Consider the following 23,419-nt stretch of genomic DNA (forward strand, 5'->3'; position numbering starts at 1 on the left):
TCTCGAATTGGTTAGGGGCACCACCGGACACGTACATGCTTGTCTTTCCGATAATGATACGGAGCAAGCATTTCCCAGATGAAGTCGAGCTGGATATTGAATCCCTTCTCTTCGAGCGAGTAGAGGTCCTGTCGCTTCTGGCGTTTCGTCCGGTAGCTGTAGACGTGGACGTCGGGGTACTCGACGACGCCATATCGGACGAAGTCCTGCCAGTCGATCCCGACAGGCATCCCCGTTATGCCCACAATCAATTCTCCAACTACCTTATCTACACATAGCGGATAGTTCATTGTTATTCAGGTGTTGAGCAAATGTCAGGAACTGAACTCTACGGGGATTCCTAATTAATTTGGCAGTAAGTAACGTAAATACATTCCCGGGGGAATGGGCTGATGCAGTATGCAAGACCAATCCAGACGGCAGTTCCTGAAGAAAGCAAGCATCGCTACCGTCGGCGCAGCCACAGTCGGGTCCGTGATGACTGGTCCTGCGCTCGCGTACAACAAGGACTTCCGGGATGAAGTCGGGAACCTCCTCTCCGAGGGGAAAGTCGAGAAGGCAAAAAAGAAGCTCAACGACGAAGGCATCGACTTCTCCGTGACGGAGTACAATACCCTCTACAGTGGTGACGCCGAAGTCGTCAACGACGAGGGTGAGATCGTCGCGGACGACGAAGACGAGTTCAATCCCGAGGACTTCTCTGGGTCCGACAGCGGAAACAGTACCGCAGACGAGGGCAACGGGATTACGCCGGACACCTACAAGCCGCCGGGAGACGACTCCAACACCAACTGCGCCCTCCTGGTGTCGAATGTCGGTGGAGACGAGTACGACGTCTACTACAGCTGGTCGATGGACAAGCGGTCGTATGTCGACGACACGACCAACGAGTACAACGGCTGTGGTGCTGACGGGGCCGGAATTTTCTGGCCGACGGAGTACTTCAACACGCCGTCGACGGGCCGTGACAACTTCTACGACTACGACAGCGACCGGATCAGCTACGACCAGTGGGAGCCCCGTGGTGGGATCTCCGCGAAAGTCGACGACCCGAACCGGAACGTCGACGCACCTGACACCTACTCGGATGCGTTCTCCACGCACGTCATCGCCGCGAAGGATGGTGCAGACACGCAGAACTTCATCGGTCAGTACGAGCACACGTGGGTCGGTGCTCTTACGCCCTGTGTTGGCGTGAGCGTCAGCATCTCGCTGGGTCCGTTATCACTGAGTACGAGCGGGACGCCGTACACGTGGAAGATGCCGGCCTCGGAGACGCTGCCCTAAGAGGTTTAAGACTGGCTGCTAGATTCTTATTCGCTACATTCCGCCCCGTCAGAGCTGTACGAGGTAATAAGCAACACACATGTCCCCGAAAGAAACTATCGCTGCCCTCGGTGTCTTCGGCATCGCAGCACTGCTCGTGACCGCAGGCGTCTTCGTCACCGCTCCAGGCGTCTTCGGCATGTTCACCGGGCCATCCGAACAGGCCCAAGCAGACACCTCGCTCACTGTCGTTGACGCCGGCTGCGAATCAACGCTCACTCAAGAATCGTCGTTCAAAACCAACCAGACTTTCGAGAAAACCGGTATCCTCTACACGGACTCGGAAACGCGGAACCTCTCCACCAAGACAACGCACACCGACCGAGAGACCATGACCGCGTTCAACGTCACCGTGTCCGCAACTGACGCGAACACCTCCACAAGCTCCGACTCCCCGTGCGGGAGCGACGAGCGATGGGGTGTCGTGTACAACCTCAGCGTCGATGTCCCTGACGTCGACAACGCCGCCGTTGCAGTCATCCACAACGGGAACGTGTCCGGCTGTGGCGTCTGGACTGGCGACCTCCCGTCGTACTGCGAGCCGAAGCCGTCTGCGGCCTACTAACTCAGTAACCCTCCTCAACATTTCTTTAACAGTAGTTGCTAGCGCGGTTTATTTATCCGGAGTTACCTCTGAAACTGACTTGGTTGAATGTAAGTTGGAATGCGTATCTACTGAATGAGGGCTAACTCAATGTACCCTCCACGCGACAGCATTTAATAGGGTTTGAGATATTGTCGGAATTCCGGTTTTGCGTCTTTTTTAATTTCCGCCTTTGTCTTTTCTTGTTCAGCGTTGTTGTAGTCGGGGACTACAGTTCGAAGCTGGTGGGCAGTTTTTACCTTCGTATCAAGGTCTCCTTCGCTTGCGCTACCAGTCCCTATAACTGAGAGTGAAACGCCAGCGGCCGCAATCACGCTTAGAGCCTTGCGGCGTGTGATATTGGTAGATCTCTCCGTCGCTTTTTCCTCCGGTTTTGTGGTATGGATGCGATACCAAATAGCTCCGATAATTTACTAAAATTACATTATGTGACATGATTATTATAAAATCTTGGTGTAGCAATCATAGGATGAGTTAGCTTTCAGTGGTTTTCCTCACTCAGGAAAGTCCAGCACCGTCGCCAGAACCAGCAATTATCAGGTGGAATATATTGGTCGGAGGTGGACAAATCATGTGAGCAACTACCGATAGCCCCTCACTGTTCAGTCGGTGAACGGCCACTCAGTGGTTGAACGAACGGACAGCCGCTAACGATTTTACTCTGGAGGGAGACTCAACCAATATGAACGTCAAACGAGAAAGCCCACTGGAAGGCGTCCCCGACAGATACGACGGTCTCGCCGCAATCCTCGCTGCCGTGATTCTCGGCTGGGGATTCCTGTACGCAATTCGCCCAATCCTCGGGTTTATCACCGCAGTTGCGGTACTCTCAGTGTATGCGGTCATGAGAACCGCAGACTACGCCCACGCCGCTATGGTCGTCATCGCGTGGCTGCCCGTCTTTGTGGGGCTCGCCGGCTACGGCCTCCCGGGAGTACTCACTGGGGGCGTCCTCGGAGCCCTCATCTACGCCATCTACACTCGCACTACTAACTGACCCTCCAGCCACGCAAACCGGTCTCCTGAACCGCCGGCGTCGTAATCGTCGTCGAGAACCCACGCGGCTCGGGGAAAGCAATCACGATACCAAGTCAGGATTTCCATGAACCGACGTGAATTCCTCGCAGCGACAGCCCTCACCACTTCGATTACGGTCGCCAGTGGCTGTCTCGGAACCCAACAAGCAGGCGTCGAAAAAACCTCAGGAACAGGTTGAGAAGTTAGAGGATGAGGTTGTATTCGCTGTCTTTGTGATACCAGGCGTGCCCGGCAGCTGACGAACCGATACTACGTTCATCTCCGGGAGTGCAGGTCTCCTGTTCACCGCTCCCAATGAAATGTGTCGTGTGAGCGGCGAGAACCGCGTAGTTGACGCCGCCGATAGTCTCGATTCGGTAGATCGGCCCACCAGAATCACCTTTCCCAACATCGATCCCATCGACAATAATGCCGTGTCCGTCGAGATCGTTGCAGTCGCCGCTGATGGTCTTCTCCATCCCGGTGATGGTCCCAGTCGTCTGTCCGGTCGTCACGCCCATCTTCCGAACATCACGGCGCTCTGCGACGAGTTCACTGACGGCGTCTTTCGGATGCCACCCGGACACCAGTTGCGTTGAGTCCTCCTCAGAGATCTCTTGGCTCAGGTCGATGCTGCCGTTGGTTTTCTCGAGGAGGACGAAGTCAGCGCTCGTATGGGATTCAGCGACAGTACCGAAGTCCTGGTTGTACTGAGTAGCAGTTTCGCCGGTTTTCGATTGGCAGGCTTTGTTTTCCCACAGGTGGCTAGCGGTCAGTAGCCGTTTGTTACCGTGTTCGTCTTTGACGGGGAAGCCGGCGGTCCCCCAGCCGGTGTAGGACTCGCTTATCGTATAGGTCCGTGTTGAATGTATGGAACAGATTTGGAGCTCCCAAAAATGTATCTGGTTCAAGACTACTGAAAAATAGGGAATCTAGCTTCATCCCCGTACCATACCTCATCATTTGTCTGATGGCTCTTTCACCAGCATCAAACAACATCCTATTCCCAGCGTGTTTGATTAACAGGGACTATGTTGCTCTTTGAGTCGACGGAACGTAGTCTGCGGTGCCTAAAAAAGAAACCTGTAATACCATAATTGGATATGTGACTGATAGATAATTAACCTAATGTGAAAATAAGATACGCAACAGAACCCAAACTCCGAAACTATGGAAGTTGAGACTACAGCGGGTTTAGCGGGGCTGTAATGCCTGGTTTCGGCCGAATCGGAGAGCGGAATCTGCTTCTGACCGCTTTCAGAACGGCCATTGTTGTTCCCCAGTCAACTAATTCAGGGGATTAGCGAGACTCCGGATAGTGTCGCACTCAGACGCCGCGCTATCGCGGAGAGATTCCCGTTACTATCCGATTTGACAGGATCAGTGTCGGAAGAGATGCCGGACGGGTCACGTGGGTCGATATACTCTCTTCATTTGAGCAAGCTCAGACGACGATTTCCAGTGAGACATTTCTCCTCGGTGCCGGTGACGAGCAAGTGTTTGCACAAACAACCAACGGAACTCTATACGCTCTCACTCAGCCATCATAACGCGAGATACTACGGTAACAGACAACAGCTAGCAAGCCTTCATCCTCGGAGTCAAGTCAAGGGAAATCGAAGATTTCCTATATCCAGCAAATCGCAGAGCGATTTGCGAGACCCCGAGGCACTCGGCCTGCTCCGCCTGTAGATTCCGGTTGGCTCGTACAGATCAGCTACTGCAACTCTTCGGCGAGGGCAGCGACCGCTTCGTCGACAAGCTCACTCTCCACCTGTCCTTGCCAGAAGTCGATATCCTCGTGGTCGATCGATTGGACGCCCCATGGGACGATTCGACTCTCGTCGGGCGTCCCACCACGCAGCCATTTCTCTTCGGGAATATCGATGAGGCCGTCCATCCAGGATTTCGTCGTCAATGTCAGCGCAATCTGCTCGCCGTGGAATGATCGGTCGTCGTGATTCGAGAGAATGAGCCACGGTCGGGCATCTTCCTCGCCTTTGAACGGGTCATCACCGTAGACGACGTCGCCCCGCTCAAGAATCGGGGTTCTTTCTCGTCAGTCACTGCTCGTTCTCCACACTCGGGTGTGGCTCACTGGGTGCGTGTTCGCGCCATGACTCCTTGTCTTCGTCACCGAGTTGCTCGTTGAACAGAGCGGTCGCCCGTTCGTAGCCGCTATACCCGTCGAGTCGCTCGGTGTCGTCAGTCACGGCCCAGTACGTTGCCTTGTGTTCGACCAAGTTACGGTCCTTTAATCGTGAGAGCGCAGTGCTCACTGCCCCCTCGTCAACGCCGATCTGAGAAGCAATTTCGCGAGCCTTGAACGCCCGATGCTTGTTGGCGGCGAGAAACCCGAGGACCTGATCAGGGACCGAAAGATCCGCGAGCTCGTCCTCGCTCGTGTTCTCGAATGTGTCTCGGTCGATGGACATCGTTGAAAGAAGGTACGTCATCCGCTGTAAAGGGTGTTAGGCATGAAAGCTACGAAATTGCTGAAGGTGAATCACTGTCTATCGCGAAGGAGTTTGAAGCCAGATGTTGCTCAAGAAATTTCAACCGAAAGAAGAACGAACTAGCCGGTAGGTAGGTGTGCGAACTTACGAAGAAATGGAACTCCAAGGCACCAATTCACGAAAGATTAGACGCACTCTGATGACGCCAAGTGAACGCTCTTTCAAGAGCAACAACGAGAGGTTCTATCGACATTCTCATGTTCGAATCATCGGCGTGCAATAGTTCTGACATCTGCTTGCAGGGCGTCAAGAGAACTGCGGTCGTACAGAGGAGTTGAGTCGTACACTGGCCAATTGACAGTTGATTTTTCGGAACGTGCTGAAAGACATCTCTTCGAGAGGTCCTTGTTTGCCCAGTACGATTTCCGGAGCAGCTAGTCGTCTGCGACAGCCTGAGCGTTCGGCATCTCCGGATGTGCTTCGGTCTGTTCGGACACTGGCATCCACTCCAAGGACTCCTCGTAGTGGAAGACGCGGTGATCCTGAGTCGGATCGACGACTGTCAGTGAGAGCCAGTTGTTGTCCAGAATTTCGGTCAGTTCCTCGTGGTCGGCCAGGATGTCTGTGATCCGCTCGACCGGCGCATGGACGACCGTCGAGAGGCGGAGCGGTTGATGGTACGGTTCACGGTCTGCGATCATCAGCGACTGGAGCGGGAGTCCAGCCATCAGGTCGCCGCCGTTGCCCTGATAGACGCCGACGTTGCCGACTGGATTCTGGGTCACCTTCGACCCGCTGCCGTAGACGGCGTTGTCGACCGTGGAGAAGTAGTACTGGGCGTTGATCCACTGGGTGACGACCATGGGGCCAGTCAAGATGGCCTCGAGCGCGTCTCCGTTGGGGTCAGTCGACCAGTCGTACGAGTGGAGGAATGCACGCCCGTCGAGATCACAGCCGCTGGTCAACTCGCGGGGGCCGATCACGAAGCCAGCGTTGCCAGCCAGCCCCCACTCGGGACGCGTCTCGGCCCAGTCGGCGGCACGACGTTCCGTCTCGGTGACGCCGGTCGAGCCGTCGGCGCCCATCGCCTCTGCGCGCTCGGTAGTCGCGTTCTCGCGAGCCGTCGTGAGGTCCGTACGTAACTGGTCGAGGTCGTCCGAGTGGCTCTCTGGCACGTCGTCCACGAACAGTTCTACTTCGTCGGTCGTCGTGTTGTGCTGTCCGGCAACGAAGATCGTGTCCTCGGGGATATCGAACCCACGGTCGCGGAGTTCGGCCCTGACAGCCTCGTCGTTACAGACTTTCGCGAGGACACGAGCACTCGGGCCGCCGGGGTTGCCCGCACAGGCACCGCAGTCTAGACTCGAGTCGTAGGGGTTGTTTGCCGTCTCGCTGGCGTGGCCTGTGAAAACGACGAGGCGACTGAACTCCTTGAAACCCATCAAATCGAAGGCAGTCGCAGCATACTCGACCTGCTCCTCGTGGGTCAGCCCTACCGACAGGTCGCCGGAGTAGGTGTGCTGGTGGTGGACCAACGGCTCACAGAACTCGTGGTCGTCGGGCACCAGCTCGGCGGCGGCGTCGATCAGGTCATGGACGCGCCCGGGAACGAGCGTCCGGGCCGCGAGTGAGAGCCCATAGCCGCTCCCGGCAGTCTCGACGTATCCGTAGGCGGTGGCGGCATTGGCTTCCAGTATCTCGATGACGTCGGCGGCGGCCGCACGCATGCCGGACCGGCGGTCATGGCGTGCCTGCGTGTCGTCGTCAGTCGGACAGTCGATGATGTGATGCTGTGGGTCGAGAATCGGTGGACAGACATCGACCGACACGTCGTCGTCGTATCCTTGGTACTCCATCGGGATGCCGAAGAAGCCAGCGTACCCGTGGGTCTCGTAGTCGCCCGTTGCCTCGATGTGACGACGGATGACCTCCGAGCGGGTGTCGATACAGAAGACCAACTGAGCGTCCGGGCGGCCCGACGTATCGCTGTCGTCCATCGACTGACTCTGGGCCGCGACGGTCCCGACGAGGTCTTCGCGGTAGGTCGCTTCCCACGCACGCAGAAACGCCTGAGCGAGGTCATCCGCCGGGTTCGTGTTGCTAACATCGTTCGAGGGCTCGATGTTGGCGTCGACGGCATCCAGCAGTGCCAGACGCGCCGCAAGGTATCCTTCCAGCGAAATCGGGTACGTCGACTGCCATGCACCCTCGTCCTCGGCGCGCTGCTTGATGAACCTGGTCCAGCCCGGGAGCGCAGCCAATTGCTCCTCAAAGATGGGAACCCACTGACTCTCAGGGTACGACTTCAGGACCGCCTCAATAACCTCGATTGGCGCTTCGGGCAGGTCGGCGACGACCCCCTCGTCGGGGATGTCACTGTCGTATTCGGCCATTCCACGGAAGGCGGTGTAGAACCCCGCCTCGCGGTTCGGCATCGACCAGTGGGCGCTCCCCTCGTCGAGGAAGGCCGATAACCACTTGGTCAACACTTTGTCGACGTGGTCCGCGGCAGTGTCAGCGTCACCGTTCACGGCGTCGGCCGCGTCGGCCATACGGTCGAGTAACGTCTCGGGGTCGTCCGCGTAGCCTGCCTCGGTGAGCTCTTCTTCGAGGATCACCCGGTCGATCTGGCCGCGTTCCAGCGCCGTTCCGAACGTCTGGGCACTGGGGAAGCCACGGCCGCCTAGCAAAGTAGCTGCCTGTTCGACGGCCTCCCCGAACGGCTGGTCCTCGAACCCCGCGAGGGGGTTGGCCGTCACGAACGAGTGGATGGGCCAGAGGGAGCCGACGGTGGTCGCTGCTTCATCGATGCTGTCGCGGATGGCGGATTCAGTACTCATTGTAGTCCTCCGTGGAAGTCAGTAGGGTGTTCGATGACGGTTGGGTGGCGTTCAGCAGTGCCACGTAGAGACGCTGGCTGTCCTCGTGGATGCCGGTCTCTATCGCGACGTAGATGCCGACGAAGGTGACCGCGATGACGCCGTGGAGCAGGGTCAGTTCGGTCGTTGCCGTGCTGACAGCTAGGAGGCCCGAGACGCCTTCGTAGACAACTGCGTAGATGACGATGGCCGGGAAGAACACCAGCGGGACGGCCCCGTAGCGGGCGAGTGTCGGAAGTGAGGTATGCTGGACCGCGCTGCGGGCCGCGTGGAGCGTGGTGAAGACGACGAAGAAGGTCAACAGGAGGCCGCTGTCGACGCTTGCTCCCTTCCCCGTCAGCACCGTGAACACCACGCCACCGGCGAGACCGGTCAGCAACGCCACGACGAAGCCGACGGCACTCGTCAGAGGGCCGATCGTGTGCTCGGTGGTCTCGCTCGGACTCGTGTGTTCGACCTGTTCGCCCGAACTGAGGAACTGATAGGCCTTGTAGAAACCGTGCAGGATGAGGTGGGTGATCGCAGCCCCGAAGAAACCGAGGCCGGCCTGCATGATCATGAAGCCCATCTGACCGACCGTCGAGCAGCCGAGTTTGCTTTTGATGTCCGTCTGGACCGACTTCAGGAGCTTCCCGCCGCCAGCACTCGCCGCGCCGACGGCGACCACTGCGAGCATGAGCGTGGAGTCAACCGTAATGACCGGGGCGAAGCGAGTCAGCAGGATGCCGCCCGCGTTGACGAATCCGGCGTGCATCAGCGCAGACGCCGGCGTCGGTGCGGTCATCGAGGAGAGCAGCCAGTTGTGGAACGGGATGAGGGCGGACTGGATCATTGCCGCGAGCACGAGCGCGCCGGCGGCGACCAGCCACACCGAACCACCGAGCGTGTCGGCGGCCGCGCCGATTCCGGAGACCGTCGTCGAGCCGGTCGCCCACCACAGCGCTGTCAGCGCAATCCCAAGCAGTACGCTACTGGCGATAAAGTACCTGCGAGCGACCCGTCGCGGCGGCCTGTGCCTGTTTCCAGCCCTCGTTGATACCGATGAGCTCGGCCATCACCAGACCCATCGCCGCCCACAGGAACCCGAACAGTACGACGTGGTCGGCCGCGACGAGTGCCATCACGGCTGCGGTGAATCCAAACATAGCGAGGAAGAACCTCGTTTTGTGGGTGCTACCGGCCATGTAGCGGCGCGAGTAGCTGTGAACGATACCGCTGAAGAAGGTGACCACCACCCACATCAGCACAGTCAGGCCGTCGATGGCAACCAATCCAGGGATTTCCCAGACATCACCAAACCGGATTCTGGCGATGAGGACGACGATACTCGCGACGAACAGCGACCACACGAGCCACGTTAGTGCAACGGGCACGAACGGCGAATCTACCGTCGTGTCCGGGAGCGCTCCGACTGTCGGTTTCGAACTGTGTCCTGACATCGTTCAGCTCATCGTACGACGTATTGCGGCACCCGAGATGACCCCGACGGGTCCGCTCCTGGTCGAAGTTGCCTTCTTTTTGAACAGAATAGTTGTTAAAGCTGTCTATATTCACATTCTGTTCCCCGGATGGGGATTATAGAACATTATGGTTACTCAGCGGTGCGCGGAGACGTCCGGTAGCGGGGGTCAGGTCAGGAGGCTTGCGACACGTATCGACGCATCGTCGGGGAGATGAGCCCGGATTGTGGTCGGGTCTGTCGCACCGTCGAAAGCGACCAGATACTGCTTGTCTGGGAACGAACTGTACGCACCGTCTTGATCGTGAACGTAGCCAGCGACCGTCACCGACGAGGGGAGTACCTGCTGGAGAAATCGGACTTGTTGGCGGACATTGTACTCGACGAGTCGGTACTGTACCGTCTGAAGCGGCAACGATTCCGTCAAGACTCCCTCCTTGAACCCCTCTCCGACGAGCGAGCGAAGCGGATCCGTGTGTCCCACAACGAGGACCGCTGTGATGTCATGCTGGGTTCTGCGGTGTTCGATAGTGCTGTCTGGAACGGTTTTCCCCTCGTATCGCTCCTGTGTCTGATTTCCGAGAGTCTCAACGCTAACGGCGTTCCAGGTAGTGTCAACTGGCCACAGCGGTCCCCGGAGCTTGCAACTGCTCATCGAGCACGAGACGACGAGTGCCGTTTGCGTATCCGATTCACGTCCCATGTCGTTTCGAGACCCGGCCCATTCTTGGACTGACTCGATGACAGATTCGAGAGCGTCCCCGTTCATTCTACACTATGCCACCGCCGCTCGGACCCACTACTGTCACCATCGGTTTTCTTCGACCAGTTTGATCTTGAGCCAGCATTACTTTACCGGAACGTTCGATATACACATACAGAAAATCATATCGTTATTGGCGTGGGGGTACTGGTATGGAAGCACTCTCGGGAACTCTCCTCGTCGGCCGGTCGTTCGAGCCGATGCGGGGTCGTGTTGTCGTCGAAGACGGTCAGATCGAGCGTATCGAGGAGACAGAAACGACATCGACCGATATCATACTGCCGGCGTTCGTCAACGCTCACACGCATCTGGGTGACTCCGTTGCGAAGGAAGCGGCTATCGGGCTGTCGCTCGACAAAGCAGTGGCACCGCCGGACAGTCTGAAACACCGACGATTGGCGGCTGCTGACCGTTCCGACCTCGTATCAGCGATGCGCCGGACGCTCCGATTTATCGAGCGAACGGGGACGGTCTCCTGTTTGGACTTCCGGGAGTCCGGAACTGCCGGAGCACGCGCGCTCCATGAGGCGGCAGCGTCCGTTTCCCTTGACCCGTTCATCTTCGGGAGCGGAAAGAAGTCCGTCCTCGATGTTGCCGATGGGTACGGAGCCTCCGGGGCAAACGACGGCGACTTCACCGAACAGCGTGCTGCCTGCCGGAAACGCGACGTGCCCTTTGCGATCCACGCTGGCGAACCCGACGCGACCGACATCCATCCGGCACTCGATCTGGAGCCGGACCTCCTCGTCCACATGGTGCACGCAGAACAGGACCACCTGCAACGAGTTACAGAGCAGTCAGTCCCAGTGGCAGTCTGTCCGCGCGCGAACACCGTTCTCGACGTTGGAACCCCTCCAGTACGGGAATTACTCGATCACACGACGGTCGCACTCGGGACTGACAACGTCATGTTGAATCCCCCGTCGATGTTCCGGGAGATGGCGTACACGGTGAAACAGTTCGACGTTACCGCCCGAGAGGTGTTACGGATGGCGACGACGGCCGGTGCCGAAATCGTTGGACTCGATTGTGGTGTCATCGCTCCCGGCCGGCGCGCAGCACTCCTCGTCCTCAACGGTGACTCGGACAATCTGACGGGCTCTGTTGATCCAGTACAGGCAGTCGTTCGTCGCGCGACCGAGTTGGACGTCAAACGTGTCCTCGTCTAGGAATCGTCTCCTGTCTGCGTCTTGGAATTGAACTTTCCGAAGGGCGTCGTCTCGTGACTCCGAACGAGGACCTCGTCGGCAACGGTGAGCCCCATATCGAGAAGTTCCTGTGCAACGGGTGTAACGTCGCTGTCCGTCTCGCCGACTGCAGTGACTAGGAGGTTCTGTTCACCAGTGACCAACTCCTGGACTGATACCACGCCATCGATGGCCAGAATATCGGAGACGAGGTCACCACGTTCGGGAATCGCAGCGGTACAGTAAAGCAGCATTCGGAGCGGATAGCCTGATTTCTGATAATCAACGCTGGCGCTGTATCCTTTGATTACGCCGTCGGATTCGAGACGCTGAATGCGCTTGCGGACAGTACTGTCGGAGGTACCGGTCCGCTCCGCGATGTCTCCGGACGACATGTTTCGGGCGTCTTCTTGGAGTGCATACAGGATCGCTTTGTCGACATCGTCGATCTTCTCGTCAGTCATATCAGTGTGTCCGCGACAAAGCCACTTTACCTTTGTACGTTGCTCGGGCTTTCAACAGAACTCTCTGCTCTTTCTTCCCTGTGGTCCCCAACGGGGTCTATCATACAGTAAGAATGAAGTTGAGACTATAGCGGGTTTATCGAGGCTGTGATGCGTGGTTTCGAACGGATTGGTGTTCAGGAGTTGGAGGTGGTCAAACGTCGCCGTTGATGATATCCGCGACTCGCTGGCGGTCGAATAGCTGGTTTTCCGTGGGGATATCGTCGATAGTGCCCGGCCACTCGCCGAACTCGTCGGGGAACAATTGCATCGCGACCGCTTCCGCCGAGAAGAGATCAATCACCGGTCCCATATTCGTCCCGGCAGAACGGACGAAGTTATCGTTTTGCACGGCGGTCAGTTGGCTCATCGTTTCGTGATTTTTGGCTGCTTCGACGGTTTCTTGAAACGTTTCGTTGTCCGACTTTGTCAAATTATCAACTAAAGCGATATACTCTGGGTCTACCTCAAGGAGTTTTTCGTATCCAATCTTCTTGTACGGAACGTACGTCTCCCCTTTGAACGCAGTGTCGACGCCGAGCTTACGGAAGGTTCTGGTGTCGTTTCTGAACGCATCGATATTTGCCGCCATGAACCCCTTCCCATCTACATTGAACCGAATGATGAAGGCCCCGACAGTCGGGCTGTCATCCGGGAGTCGTGACTGAATCTCGGTAAATACCGAGTCCTTGAGGTCAACCCATGCTTCGTACTGTGCCTGACGCTGGAAGATTTTCGCCGCCTTCTCGAAGGCTTCGTAGAGTGTGTAGTAAGGATCGCGGTCGTATGGGAATCGAATCAGCGACCCCAGAATCGGGCCGACGTTCTGCTCGATTTCCTTGAGATCGCTGTCATCCCACCCAGAGTACCGCTTGAGTATCCGCGGATCCATCAAGTGAACATCGGCGTCCACTTCGTAGAAGGCTTCTTTGTCAAATTCCGATTCGCTGGATTCCAACAGCGGTTGCACGGAATCCAGATCAACATCGATATCCGGAAGCGCTTCGTAATACTTCAGTTGCTCTTGTTCAAGCGACATCATTGCTGCCGGCTGGATACCCAATGCCATCGCAATATCCATCCAAGCCCCAGGAAAACTCGCGTACGTTTCGGGCACTTCCTCGAATGTATTGGTTCCAGCAGGTTTAACGGTCACATCATACGGTGTTGACGCATCGTTTGCTGCTGTGGACTCGCCGTTTGTTGTTGACTCTGCCGCGGTGCTATCTGCCGACGATGCATCGTCGTTGCCGAGACAGCCCGCAAGCACTCCACCGCCAAGAATGCTGCAGCCAGCTTTCAGTACATCTCTGCGCCTCGGGACTCCGTATGAGATATCTCGGTCTTGCATATTTTTAGGTCAGCCTAAGAAGCTTTTATATGTTGTGTTTTTGTTGTCTAGCTAAAAGCAGCGTGACTCTCCACCCCGCCGTGGCCGAACAGCGGAGTCCACCGTATGAATCACCAGACTACCGATGTAATCAAAGCACGAATCACGACCTTACGCAACCAATCTTCCTTAGAATCGTGCTTCATCCGCGATCAATAGAATTGGTTATTTTACTGTTGATGTCAATAGATCTGGTTCGGAACATCTTTCTTCTAACTTGATAATCACATCGTATATGCTGTTAGAGTCGCTCGTTGTGCTATTCGCAGGGATTGGTGCCGGTGCCGTCACTGGTCTGATCGGTGCATCCGCAGTGGTGGTTGTGACTCCAGTTCTCATCACAGTTCTGGGGTACAACCCGTACACAGCAATCGGGATTAGTCTCGTAACAGACGTGTTCGCGTCATCTGTCTCCGCGGCTACGTACTGGCGGAATGGAAACATTCGAATTCGAGGGGGCCTCACCATCGCCTTCACAGCGGTTCTCGCGGCTGTCGTCGGGAGTTGGCTGTCCGGTGACGTGGATCCGACGACGCTCGGTGGGTTGTCCGGGGTCGTGATTTTACTTATGGGCGTCTCGTTCACACGGAAATCGCTTAACGAACGGCTCGAGTCGTTTCGAGAGACCGCCGACTTATCCGCTGTCCGGGAACACAAGACGGTCGCCTCGGCACTCGCCGGAGGCTTCATCGGAACGATGACCGGCGTCTTCGGGGCTGGTGGCGGAGTTATGATTCTCATCATTCTCACGTTCATCCTCGAGTACGAGGTTCACACCGCCGTTGGTACGTCCGTCCTGATCATGATTTTCACGGCGCTCTCCGGCGGTGTGAGCCACTTTATCGTCGAGTCAGCTGTCCCGTTCGCCGCGCTGGGGATCAGTGGTATCGGTGGCATCGTCGGAGCCTTCCTCGCTGCACGGTACGCGAATCTGGTATCCGAAGAACGGCTCTCGACTGTTATCGGTATGACGTTCGTCGGTCTCGGCGGGTTCGTTGTCCTCCAGCGACTTCCGTTTTGAACCGTCCGGAAGTAAACGCGCTGGGTCCTGGTCTCAGCGGGCAGGATGGGAAATATCCCACAGAAAGGCGGTTAATCGGCCTGCTACAAGCACAGGAACTATCTATACCCAAGATCCACAGTTGAGTGTAGATAGCGACGGTTTAGACAACTAAGGAAACACATAGTTGTCTGCAGACTGGTTATACGGATATCGATGTACACGGTCGCAGACCTAGCGATCAACAACCGGCTCCAGACCGTTGAATACGATCTCAAGCTTGAATCGGCGCTTCGCCAGATGTTCGAGAATAGCTATACTCAGGTCGGCGTTGAACGCGACGACGAGCTAGTCGGTATCGTTACGTACAGATCTGTTATCCGAACATTATTGGCGTTTCACCAGTTGGAAGTCGATCAAAAAGGGTTAGACAGAATCTCGGTAGGGGCGGCAGTTGAAGATGTACACACAATTAGCGAGGATGAGAATATTCTCACAGTATTCGATGCGCTCGCGGAACACACGTATCTAGTAGTTATCCGAGACGACGAGTGGCGAATCCTCACCGATTACGACCTCCTGACGAGATTGAAACAAATGCTTGAACCATTTCTGCTGATCGAATCGATCGAGATGCGACTACGGGAGATTTTCGAGCGGGTATTTGGAGACGCGCTTTCGGACCGACTGGCCGAAACGTTTGGAGAGGAGCATCCGCTGCCAACGCCGACATCTGTCGAACACTGTAGCTATGCACACTATGCTCAGTTTATCTCGATTCACTGGGACGAGTTTGAGTCACTCTTCGACGATCAGCAGGATGTGATTCGAGAGTTGGTGCTTGAAATTGGAGATATGCGAAACCGACTCTTCCACTTTCGCGTCGAAGATCCGGACGAATTCGATCGGGATCTATTACGCTTCGGCCAGTCGTATTTTTCGTCAGTGTAGAACTCTGGGCCACCCGCTACTGGCTACTAAACAAGATCAACAGATCTGAGATCATCCATCCGGCCTCTATTCATCATACCTCGGAGAGTTCGCGCAAATTCTTCGGGTTTTTCGAGACCTCTGAGTCGGAGATTCTCGCTCGTCGAACACTGAATCTCGACAGGAAACTGGTCGGCTGGAAGCGGGTCGAACACTGACAGGAACTTCCAGCGACGTGAGTCATCAGCCACCGAAAGAGAGCTAATCTCCGTATACTCGAGAGTCCACTGCGGCTCATCAAGATACGTATCATATGCTACGAGCGCATCGTCGTGGAGGCGGTACTCGACGTTAGCGCGACCCAACCAGATGGTAATCAGTGTCACCGGGGCGAAAACAAGCGGGGAGACGACGAGGACAACGGCAATGCCGTAAAGCGCAGGCGTGAGTCCCCACACTAACAACAGGAAAAAGAACAGGGCAAATTCGAAACCCCTGCCAAACGCGTACACGAGGCCGTCGTGAATCGCCCAGTTACGCACCACTCGTTTATCGTTTCCGAACATTGATCGCGGCTCACTGTCCGGTGTCGGGAGTGGCTGTTCAGTGTTGTCGCTGCCCGGGTTGAACGTAAGTGGCCACGGGCCGATGCCGGCTTCACGGAAATCGAACGGGAGTTTCGGCATGAAAACGACCATCGTCGCGGCGGTGACGGACACAGTGGTCGGATCTGCGTTGGAAACAACCAAAACGGCGAAACAGGCGATGAAAGCAGTGTAAAGCAGTTCGCGGCTTCGGCGGATCGTTTGCGCCCCAGAATCCTCGTACATCCCCATCGACTGCCACGTGTCCACGATCAGGTAGTGTTTGGCGGCCAAGAGACAAACCGTGGGTACGGCGGAGAGTGCGAAACCCCCCGCTAACGGTTCGAGACCCTGCCACGTCAACATCACGACCGGGGATAACACCCAGAAGATAATCCACTGGTCGATTACGAATGGGATATTCCGTGGGTACAGCGGGGGAAGTCGATCAGAGAGATGGAGATGACCTCGTTTGTCCAATACCGCGTCGTAGAGATCTTCAAAAAACCGAACCCAATCCATCGGTGGCATGGCGTCGCCGCGTGGACGCCCGGCGGCCAGTCGCTCAAAGAGGATACGACCAATCCCGAGAAGCGCGTCCACGACGAAGAGAACGGCGATTGTGAACTGACTCTGTGAGAAGAGCGCTCCAAGGAAAATAAAAAGGTTCGAGAATAAGACGATGAGAAAGAGCCGAACTCGTCTCCAGTGCATTTAGATGTGCGTCATTGATGACTCACTGATAAAATGCATTCGATGAAATGATTTCACGATCCAAGAGATCGGTCCACCCTGTCCAATACGAATTATTCAAACACGACGACTGTGGCCCCGTCAAGAATGAATGTGATCGTGCGTGCGCGCTACCTTAAGACCAAGAGCGACTCAGTAGGTGACCGGAGTCAACTAAGCGAGCAATCGGTCAGGCTAACGTGACATTCATCGAAAAGTATATGTTATCATACCACACACAAATGAACGGGGAGGCAGGGACAGATCGGTGGTCGGATTTCCCATACTCCCACAGAGGCACCTACTCCGTGGTTTGCTCCCAGCGGTTCAGGGTGGGCGAGTTTTCGCCACCGGGCACCCCACCAATACTGGGGGCATCCACTACTCGTTGCTAGCAGTTCCCGTGACACTTTACGCTGGAGTGTTCAGTGGATTCGAGTTCCTTCTGTAAGGGACGACGAAGTTCGAAAAGTCGATGAAACCAAAACCAGATTGTCCCGAGTTACACCTCGTATATTAGTACTACAAAGAAGCTATGCTCATCTGTCACTACTATATCCAGATGTAGTTATATATTTGAAGAGTTGAACGGATAATAGCCAGAGATAAGATCTTTTTGCCTCTACCGAGAGATAGTGAGATAAAAAGCCGCTCGTTTGTCACGAAATGGAAGAGAGCAAATTTCCAAGAACCATCAGCAGTCAGCAGAGCAATGTAGCCGATCTGCCCGAATGGTTTATCATGACATGCGAAGCGTGATATTCGGAGTATTACTGTCTGTAGACAGTCAAGATCATCATCTTTATATCTCGGAAGACATTTCAATGTACTAAGTAAATGTGTGAATCGAAAAATACCGGTCTGGGTCTTTCTTTCCAGTCCGTGCATGTAACCGGAGTTCTTGGAGAGAGAATCGGTCACCGGCTCATCAAACCAGTACACCAGTCAACCCATCTATAAGAGCATGATTCGGCTGTTCTCTAAAGTTCAAACCATAATCGGGCGCGTCCGCAAGCGACTCGGGCCAATTCTCCCCGTTCTCCTAACGGCCTTGATAGTCGCACTCCTCGTGTGGGGCGCGAGCCATATATTCAGTCTTCTCCACACCGTTCCGCAAGTCATCATTCCCGGCCTGTTCAGTGACAGTCCCCTTTGGAAGATCAAACCGCAGTACGTTGTCTTCATTGCTGCGTTCATCTTCGGGGCGCTTATCGGGACGTGGTATTTCGTCTATCGTCCGAACAGAGAGACGGTCATCGAATACTGGCAGCAAATTCCCACGTGGATTCGGGCGACTACACTCGGGTTCGGAGGTGCAGTTTTAGTTACTATCGTCCTTCTTTCCCTCGGCACCCATTGGGAAATCCCCGACCTCGTCGTCTTAGCCGCGTTCCTGGTCTCGTGGCCGCTGACGACCGGGATAGTTATCCTCTCCAATCGTTGTATTGGCGGCGACTGCCCCCGCTCGACGTCGATTAGAATCGGCTACATGCACGCGAGAGGGTTAGAGAGTCGAACGATGGCGATTATCGTCGGCGCGTTAGTCGCAGTCGTCGGTGGATTCGTGACGTGGGCCGTCTCGATCCGCGTCGCAGACTGGGACTCAGTACTCCTGGCGACGGTCGTTGCAGTCCTGTTGTGGATGCTCGCAACGGTGATCGTCTACAACCGATACGAGGCACAAACTGCTGAGCGAACTGGTCTGGCGATCACAGATGTCAACCGTCCAGAGGCTCGAACAACGTGGGAACTAGCGATCAAGAACGAGTCGAACTCGACTATCGATCTGTCGCTGGCGAGAATCCGCGACACGAAATTCGACCTCTACCGGTTTGGAGTCGATACGGACCTCGGACCTGGTGCAGTCTGTACGTTCAACGCCCCCGAGGACTTCCGACTGGCACCGAACGATGACTCATGGGAACTCCCGCTCGGCTACACGCTCAAGCAAGGATCACAAACCCCCGTAATCCTGACGCGGGGTGGGGAGATGTACGCACTTCAACGGGATCGACTCGATACCGAAGGCGACGGCTCGTCGGAGACTGACGCCAGCGATTCGAGCATGGGGGAGAGTCAGCACCCCAGTCTATCAGGGCAGAGTCCTGAAGACCCATCGCCACAGGACTAAGTCGAAGTCGCTGGTCTCTTCGTTCGGAACAGATTGACCGACCAACAGATACGTAAGATAACATCTCATGAGGGACAGTATGAACAACGCACGTCACCGGGTGCGATATTGTGGCACGCGGGAACACTAACAGCGAAGCACATATGACTCGAGAACGCTCAAACCTCACGCTCGAATCATCCGGTCGTGATATCGGCACACTCACCGACACTGACGCGGTCAACTCGATAGACCCCGCTGTTACGTCTCTCGCAACGACAGGCGGTCTCGAACAGCGAATCAGTTCGATTGCAACGCTCGATACGGCACGTCTCGGTGGGACGTTTGCACAGCGAATCATCCGCAAGCGAGGTGCAGCCACCCTCATCTTTCGGTCGTTGCAGAACGCCGTCCAAGACGACACGCCCGACGAAGCCGAACCATCGGATGACTTCTACTCTATTTCGTATCCGTCTCTCGAAGAAACATATCCACAGTACGACTCGGAAACTCCCGAGTGGGAAACTCCGGACAGCGGTACGGCACGTGCTGACCCTCCGCTACGAACAACACGTCCCAGCACCCCGGACCTCACTGTTCAACAATCGGACGCTCCGCAACCGCAAACACACGAAGTCACCCAAAATCCCAACTCGCTCCAGTCGGAGGCGGCGCCGGACCAGACAGCGCAGAGTTGGCTCGACGAAGACAGCGATACACCAAAATCCGGAGTGACAGCCGAGGCTGAAACTGAGTCCGGACAGCACAGAACGGATACCCCGTCTAGCGTCGTCTCAACACCAACCACTAGCGGACAGAACAGCGGGCGTGCCGGGAGCCACCGGCCATCAGTAGAGCGTACCGACGCTGCCATTCGAACAGTTAGCCAGCAGCTTCGTCGCGTAAGCCGCCGAGCCACGGGCGCTCGAACCGTCCTCGTGGACCAAACCGATACCGACTCGACGACGCTCGCTGGCCAGTCCAACCAGCCGTTATCCACTCTCACTGGTCAAACCAACCAGCAATCAACCACGCCCACTAGTCAAACGAACCGACAGCCCATCTCGACGGATGAATACCGTGCAGGCGACAGCAACAGACAACAGCAAACGCCGACAGTCGCACCGTCTGCATCGTCTCCCTCGCCCACAGTTCTGTCCGAACACGAGACAGAATCGTCCACATCATCCTCGACCAGCGGTAAACGGATATCTAACCAGCGGACAGCGCACGAATCGCGACTCACGGGCACGCAACACGAAAGCGGACACTTGCAAGGTTCGAGGGCGAGTACGCCCAAGGCACGTCAGCGACGCATTCCCCGAACCGATTCGTCGCAGTCACCTACTGCAGGTACGACGACCGCCCACGAGACATCGGTCAACCGCTCGGCAAACCCCCAGAAATCGAACGGGCAGCGATCCGCGCTGTGGACACCCGCTGCCACTGCTTCGAACCGCTCACCAGAATCAGCAGTACGGGCATCACCCACGACAGAGAGACCAAACAGTACCGAGTCAACGACGCAGCGTTCACTGTCGGGGTCACACGAGCGATCAGCTTCGAGTACTTCACTCCGAGCCACTGCGTCTACGATTCCAGGCCCGGATGTCGAAACCCCGGTGCGTGCGACGACACGAACCCGTGGAATAGCCGCAGGACGGGAATCAAATCAGACCCTAACCAGTCCCAGTCGAACGGCCGCAGAGCGCGAACCAACTCAGCGACCGAGTGGAACGACGGTGACAGCGAGCGATTCATCGCAGCCAACCGCCCCCACAGCAGACAGCGGTCCGTTCCAGCCATCGTTAGGAGTAACCCCGACGACAGTACTAGACACACCAGTTCAACGACAACCGGGAAGTACGCAAGAGAGTGCAGTCCAGCGTGCCAACTACGAGTCGGCGACGACATCGACACGGACGCGCGTTGTCGATACGACGAACGCAACTACCGCAAGTCCAGTCGAATCTACGAGTCCGACGGACAGTGATTCGACGCCGTCGAACCGAGACTGGTCAACGCCAACCAGCACGCCGACGCAAGGATCGCGACGGACACTCACCCGAGTATCCGACACGGGCACAGGGAAGGAGCGCACCGCCGAGGGTCAACTTCGTTCACCGTGGTCGCAGTCGCATTCCTCTCAGATGAAGACAGCAGCAGACACATCGGCCACATCGACCACAGCAGCCACATCGGGCGACCGCGTCGGGTCCATATCGGGAGCGATAGAGACTGCAAATCGGGCGCGAACCGAAATCGCCGAGAACGACTCGTATCCGAACAGACCGACCGCGAGCAGTACGGATCCATCTACAGCAGCCGACAGGCTCAGCAGGCAGGAGTTCGGGGAGGTGGACACCGCAAACCGAGCGAGAACCCAAACGAGAACTGGTGTCTCTGCGAGCGGCACGGACTCGAGCGTCCCGGCCACAAGGAGTTCGGCCACCTCCGAGTCGGCTAACGGACTCGACAGTCAGGTGTCGAACCGGTCGGGATCAGTTGCCCCGGAGAACTCAACTCGTCCGAACTCCCACGTTCAGAGCCAGCGAACTGCAACACGTACGATAGATCATCTAACAGTACATCGCCTGTCGAGTCAGTCAGCGATCACAGACGGGACAACCGGAAGTAGCCTCCAGCGAACCCACGCGATGGGTGGTGCGAAACGCGCACTCACAGCGGGGACTCAAAGACGGCCGGAGACATCGACTACTCGCCGCGAGCAGGTGAGCGACAGTTCTCCGGCGCAACCGACGACACAGAGTGCCCAGTCGGACACCGCACTGTCCGCGGGCGACGTCCGCGCGCGTGACAGTTACGCCACTGGGGCAACTCGCACCCGCTTCAGACAGCATGCAGAGTCGCAATCGCTCCAAGCACTTGATTCGGGAAGTAATCGGGACACGGAATCGCCGTCGCCATTGTCGTCGCCGTCTACTGACGATATCACCGCTAGTGAGGGGCGCATCACCAGAGCGAGTCGTACCGAGGCAGTACAGCCCAGCGATTCCCACTCCGTCCAACCGCTCAATGCCGGTGACCGTCGAGCCACAGAGTCGTCGCCGACCATCGACGATGTGAGTTCTCGCGGGGAACACACCACCGAAACAGGTCGGTCTCAGACAGGGACCCGTCTGTCGAACCAGTCGGCGGTCGCAGATGTTCCAACCGGCGGAATCATCCAGCGAACTCACACACTGGGAAGTGTCGAACACCGGCTTACATCGACCATTCGAGAACACTCACTCATGTCGGGAACGAACCGCAAACAGGTGAGTGCACGGTCACGACCGCAGTCGGCCGCGACGAAAGTGCGTACCCAGTCAGGTACGTTGCCGGCGGCCGGCAGCAGCGGTTCTCGTGAGGGAGCCACCAGCGAGGCAGACGGTGCCCGCGCTGTACAGCACACAGAATCCCGTTCGCCACAAGCACCCGATGTTGGCGAGGGGCGAAGTACACAGTCGGTCTCGCCGTCGCTGTCGGAGTCACCTGCTCAGTCCCGAGGTGTTCAGAAAACATCCCAAGCGAGTCGCCGGTCTACAGGAACGCCGGAACTGTCCACTGAAGCACCCGAGACTCAACAGCCGGTGCGCCACTCATCCCACACAAACGTCCCTCCGGCTACGAACGTACCTGTCACTACGAACACCACTACTGCGACCACACCCCACGCCACGAATTCGTCCTCTACGACGACGACCCCGCAGACGACGAATTCCGCCGCCACTACGAGCACCCCTCGCACTACGGACTCCCTTCGGGCGCGGCACGCGCAGAATACAGCCGAAAGCGGAGAGACAACGGCAGAAAGCGGGGAGATAACGGCATCTCGTCGGGAAGAACAGCGAATCAGGGAGACGACCCCACACCTGAGAGACCAGCGCTCGTCCAACGTTCGCAGCCAAGCGCGGGGGCAACCGACGACACAGACCGGCACACGCACTGTCGCACTACCTACGGTCGAGTCTGGGATTCGGAGACCGAGTGCAACAGACCCCGATAGTCGAACGTGGACAGATCAAGTGTCCACCCACGGGACGGACGAGACAGCCTCAGGTCGATTGCGGAACGTCGATGCGCCCACCTCTCTCCAGCAAACGTTCACGCAAGGGGGGCAAGCTCGGTCGCCGGCCCCCAGCCAACCCGCATCCGCTGAGATAGTGTCGGGAGCGGAGACGCAGTCGTCTGATCGTCCAGCGCTCATACCGCGGTCACGGCGGCGCAGTCAGCGACCTTCCAACGAGTCCACCCCCGGCAATCGTGACACTCCCACGGACCCAAGCCGTGATGTCGCAACCGGAGACTACTCGACGGATACGGACGCGTCGCTCCACGAGGACGAGTTCCGTCCACAACAGTCGGTCGGATACGACACGCCCGGATGGTCCAACGAATCAAGTCCGCTCACTGCTCTCGGGATGTCGGACGCAACTGGGAAAACAGGGCTGTCGGTAATTGGACACGAGGTGTTCG

General features: G+C 56.9%; 21 protein-coding genes and 1 pseudogene. 7 read left to right on the forward strand and 15 right to left on the reverse strand.

Translation table 11 applies throughout. From position 1 onward, the window contains the following. Nucleotides 1–11: 11 nt before the first annotated feature. Nucleotides 12–245, reverse strand: coding sequence for a hypothetical protein (locus tag HBOR_RS17500; RefSeq protein WP_241432276.1), 234 nt, complete (start codon nt 243–245; stop codon nt 12–14). A 154-nt stretch (nt 246–399) separates the two neighbouring features. Here HBOR_RS17500 and HBOR_RS17505 point away from each other — a divergent pair, with 154 nt between their 5' ends. From HBOR_RS17505 to HBOR_RS17515, 3 genes are all read left to right on the forward strand, one after another. Next, entirely contained in the window at nt 400–1,287 is an 888-nt protein-coding gene (locus tag HBOR_RS17505) for a twin-arginine translocation signal domain-containing protein (protein ID WP_013446623.1), read from the forward strand. A 79-nt stretch (nt 1,288–1,366) separates the two neighbouring features. Beyond that, a complete protein-coding gene (locus tag HBOR_RS17510; RefSeq protein WP_006053394.1) occupies nt 1,367–1,891 on the forward strand; it encodes a hypothetical protein in 525 nt (174 codons plus the stop codon). A 721-nt stretch (nt 1,892–2,612) separates the two neighbouring features. Then, nucleotides 2,613–2,927, forward strand: coding sequence for a hypothetical protein (locus tag HBOR_RS17515; protein ID WP_006053395.1), 315 nt, complete (start codon nt 2,613–2,615; stop codon nt 2,925–2,927). Nucleotides 2,928–3,150: 223 nt separating this feature from the next. Here HBOR_RS17515 and HBOR_RS17520 read toward each other — a convergent pair whose 3' ends face one another. The 6 genes and pseudogenes from HBOR_RS17520 to HBOR_RS17545 form a co-directional block, all read right to left on the reverse strand. Further along, nucleotides 3,151–3,858, reverse strand: a complete 708-nt coding sequence (locus tag HBOR_RS17520) for a trypsin-like serine protease (protein ID WP_006053396.1) — start codon at nt 3,856–3,858, stop codon at nt 3,151–3,153. A gap of 806 nt (nt 3,859–4,664) precedes the next feature. Next, the gene (locus HBOR_RS17525) at nt 4,665–4,991 is read right to left on the reverse strand and encodes a type II toxin-antitoxin system PemK/MazF family toxin (RefSeq protein WP_049890716.1); all 327 of its coding nucleotides are present in this window, start codon (nt 4,989–4,991) and stop codon (nt 4,665–4,667) included. Nucleotides 4,992–5,010: 19 nt separating this feature from the next. Beyond that, nucleotides 5,011–5,382 (reverse strand): MarR family transcriptional regulator, encoded by a 372-nt coding sequence (locus HBOR_RS17530; protein WP_049890736.1) that lies wholly within the window; start codon nt 5,380–5,382, stop codon nt 5,011–5,013. Nucleotides 5,383–5,837: 455 nt separating this feature from the next. Then, a complete protein-coding gene (locus HBOR_RS17535) occupies nt 5,838–8,243 on the reverse strand; it encodes a DUF2309 domain-containing protein (protein ID WP_006053399.1) in 2,406 nt (801 codons plus the stop codon). Then, a pseudogene (locus HBOR_RS17540) lies at nt 8,233–9,721 on the reverse strand (proton-conducting transporter transmembrane domain-containing protein). The gene HBOR_RS17535 and the pseudogene HBOR_RS17540 overlap by 11 nt, the downstream one beginning before the upstream one ends. Before the next feature lie 189 nt (nt 9,722–9,910). Beyond that, complete coding sequence (locus HBOR_RS17545) at nt 9,911–10,510, reverse strand: hypothetical protein (RefSeq protein WP_006053401.1); 600 nt, start codon at nt 10,508–10,510, stop codon at nt 9,911–9,913. 146 nt (nt 10,511–10,656) lie between these two features. On the opposite strand from HBOR_RS17545, the gene HBOR_RS17550 reads away from it, so the two are divergent. Further along, nucleotides 10,657–11,673 (forward strand): amidohydrolase family protein, encoded by a 1,017-nt coding sequence (locus HBOR_RS17550; RefSeq protein ID WP_006053402.1) that lies wholly within the window; start codon nt 10,657–10,659, stop codon nt 11,671–11,673. On the opposite strand, the gene HBOR_RS17555 is transcribed toward HBOR_RS17550, so the two are convergent. Both HBOR_RS17555 and HBOR_RS17560 read right to left on the reverse strand, forming a co-directional pair. After that, entirely contained in the window at nt 11,670–12,155 is a 486-nt protein-coding gene (locus HBOR_RS17555; protein ID WP_006053403.1) for an Lrp/AsnC family transcriptional regulator, read from the reverse strand. The genes HBOR_RS17550 and HBOR_RS17555 overlap by 4 nt on opposite strands. 193 nt (nt 12,156–12,348) lie before the next feature. Then, a complete protein-coding gene (locus HBOR_RS17560; RefSeq protein WP_013446626.1) occupies nt 12,349–13,545 on the reverse strand; it encodes an ABC transporter substrate-binding protein in 1,197 nt (398 codons plus the stop codon). 274 nt (nt 13,546–13,819) lie between these two features. Between HBOR_RS17560 and HBOR_RS17565 the strand changes: the two genes are divergently transcribed. Continuing rightward, nucleotides 13,820–14,605, forward strand: coding sequence for a sulfite exporter TauE/SafE family protein (locus HBOR_RS17565; RefSeq protein WP_006053405.1), 786 nt, complete (start codon nt 13,820–13,822; stop codon nt 14,603–14,605). Between the two features lie 195 nt (nt 14,606–14,800). Further along, nucleotides 14,801–15,535: a CBS domain-containing protein gene (locus HBOR_RS17570; protein WP_006053406.1), complete on the forward strand. Its 735-nt coding sequence runs from the start codon at nt 14,801–14,803 to the stop codon at nt 15,533–15,535. Nucleotides 15,536–15,561: 26 nt separating this feature from the next. On the opposite strand, the gene HBOR_RS17575 is transcribed toward HBOR_RS17570, so the two are convergent. Continuing rightward, on the reverse strand, nt 15,562–16,812 hold the full coding sequence (locus HBOR_RS17575) for a hypothetical protein (protein WP_013446627.1): 1,251 nt from the start codon (nt 16,810–16,812) through the stop codon (nt 15,562–15,564). Between the two features lie 982 nt (nt 16,813–17,794). Here HBOR_RS17575 and HBOR_RS17580 point away from each other — a divergent pair. Continuing rightward, the gene (locus HBOR_RS17580; protein ID WP_006053408.1) at nt 17,795–18,961 is read left to right on the forward strand and encodes a hypothetical protein; all 1,167 of its coding nucleotides are present in this window, start codon (nt 17,795–17,797) and stop codon (nt 18,959–18,961) included. 1,021 nt (nt 18,962–19,982) lie between these two features. Here HBOR_RS17580 and HBOR_RS19770 read toward each other — a convergent pair. The 5 genes from HBOR_RS19770 to HBOR_RS20120 form a co-directional block, all read right to left on the reverse strand. Beyond that, complete coding sequence (locus HBOR_RS19770) at nt 19,983–20,186, reverse strand: hypothetical protein (RefSeq protein WP_129786876.1); 204 nt, start codon at nt 20,184–20,186, stop codon at nt 19,983–19,985. A 60-nt stretch (nt 20,187–20,246) separates the two neighbouring features. Then, nucleotides 20,247–20,525, reverse strand: coding sequence for a hypothetical protein (locus tag HBOR_RS17585; RefSeq protein ID WP_006053409.1), 279 nt, complete (start codon nt 20,523–20,525; stop codon nt 20,247–20,249). A 309-nt stretch (nt 20,526–20,834) separates the two neighbouring features. Further along, nucleotides 20,835–21,005 carry a hypothetical protein gene (locus tag HBOR_RS20115; protein ID WP_161609395.1) on the reverse strand — a complete coding sequence of 57 codons (171 nt, stop codon included), beginning with the start codon at nt 21,003–21,005 and terminating at the stop codon, nt 20,835–20,837. An 81-nt stretch (nt 21,006–21,086) separates the two neighbouring features. Continuing rightward, on the reverse strand, nt 21,087–21,377 hold the full coding sequence (locus HBOR_RS17595; RefSeq protein WP_144018726.1) for a hypothetical protein: 291 nt from the start codon (nt 21,375–21,377) through the stop codon (nt 21,087–21,089). A gap of 1,146 nt (nt 21,378–22,523) precedes the next feature. Further along, complete coding sequence (locus HBOR_RS20120; RefSeq protein ID WP_161609396.1) at nt 22,524–22,673, reverse strand: hypothetical protein; 150 nt, start codon at nt 22,671–22,673, stop codon at nt 22,524–22,526. Nucleotides 22,674–23,419: the final 746 nt, after the last annotated feature.

Source organism: Halogeometricum borinquense DSM 11551, from assembly GCF_000172995.2.
Taxonomy (GTDB): domain Archaea; phylum Halobacteriota; class Halobacteria; order Halobacteriales; family Haloferacaceae; genus Halogeometricum; species Halogeometricum borinquense.

Excerpts from the sequence above, each read along its gene's own strand:
- HBOR_RS17505 (WP_013446623.1), top strand. The coding sequence starts at position 400 with ATGCAAGACCAATCCAGACGGCAGTTCCTGAAGAAAGCAAGCATCGCT.
- HBOR_RS17510 (WP_006053394.1), top strand. The coding sequence starts at position 1,367 with ATGTCCCCGAAAGAAACTATCGCTGCCCTCGGTGTCTTCGGCATCGCA.
- HBOR_RS17515 (WP_006053395.1), top strand. The coding sequence starts at position 2,613 with ATGAACGTCAAACGAGAAAGCCCACTGGAAGGCGTCCCCGACAGATAC.
- HBOR_RS17530 (WP_049890736.1), bottom strand. The coding sequence starts at position 5,382 with ATGTCCATCGACCGAGACACATTCGAGAACACGAGCGAGGACGAGCTC.
- HBOR_RS17535 (WP_006053399.1), bottom strand. The coding sequence starts at position 8,243 with ATGAGTACTGAATCCGCCATCCGCGACAGCATCGATGAAGCAGCGACC.
- HBOR_RS17545 (WP_006053401.1), bottom strand. The coding sequence starts at position 10,510 with ATGAACGGGGACGCTCTCGAATCTGTCATCGAGTCAGTCCAAGAATGG.
- HBOR_RS17550 (WP_006053402.1), top strand. The coding sequence starts at position 10,657 with ATGGAAGCACTCTCGGGAACTCTCCTCGTCGGCCGGTCGTTCGAGCCG.
- HBOR_RS17555 (WP_006053403.1), bottom strand. The coding sequence starts at position 12,155 with ATGACTGACGAGAAGATCGACGATGTCGACAAAGCGATCCTGTATGCA.
- HBOR_RS17560 (WP_013446626.1), bottom strand. The coding sequence starts at position 13,545 with ATGCAAGACCGAGATATCTCATACGGAGTCCCGAGGCGCAGAGATGTA.
- HBOR_RS17565 (WP_006053405.1), top strand. The coding sequence starts at position 13,820 with ATGCTGTTAGAGTCGCTCGTTGTGCTATTCGCAGGGATTGGTGCCGGT.
- HBOR_RS17570 (WP_006053406.1), top strand. The coding sequence starts at position 14,801 with ATGTACACGGTCGCAGACCTAGCGATCAACAACCGGCTCCAGACCGTT.
- HBOR_RS17575 (WP_013446627.1), bottom strand. The coding sequence starts at position 16,812 with ATGCACTGGAGACGAGTTCGGCTCTTTCTCATCGTCTTATTCTCGAAC.
- HBOR_RS17580 (WP_006053408.1), top strand. The coding sequence starts at position 17,795 with ATGATTCGGCTGTTCTCTAAAGTTCAAACCATAATCGGGCGCGTCCGC.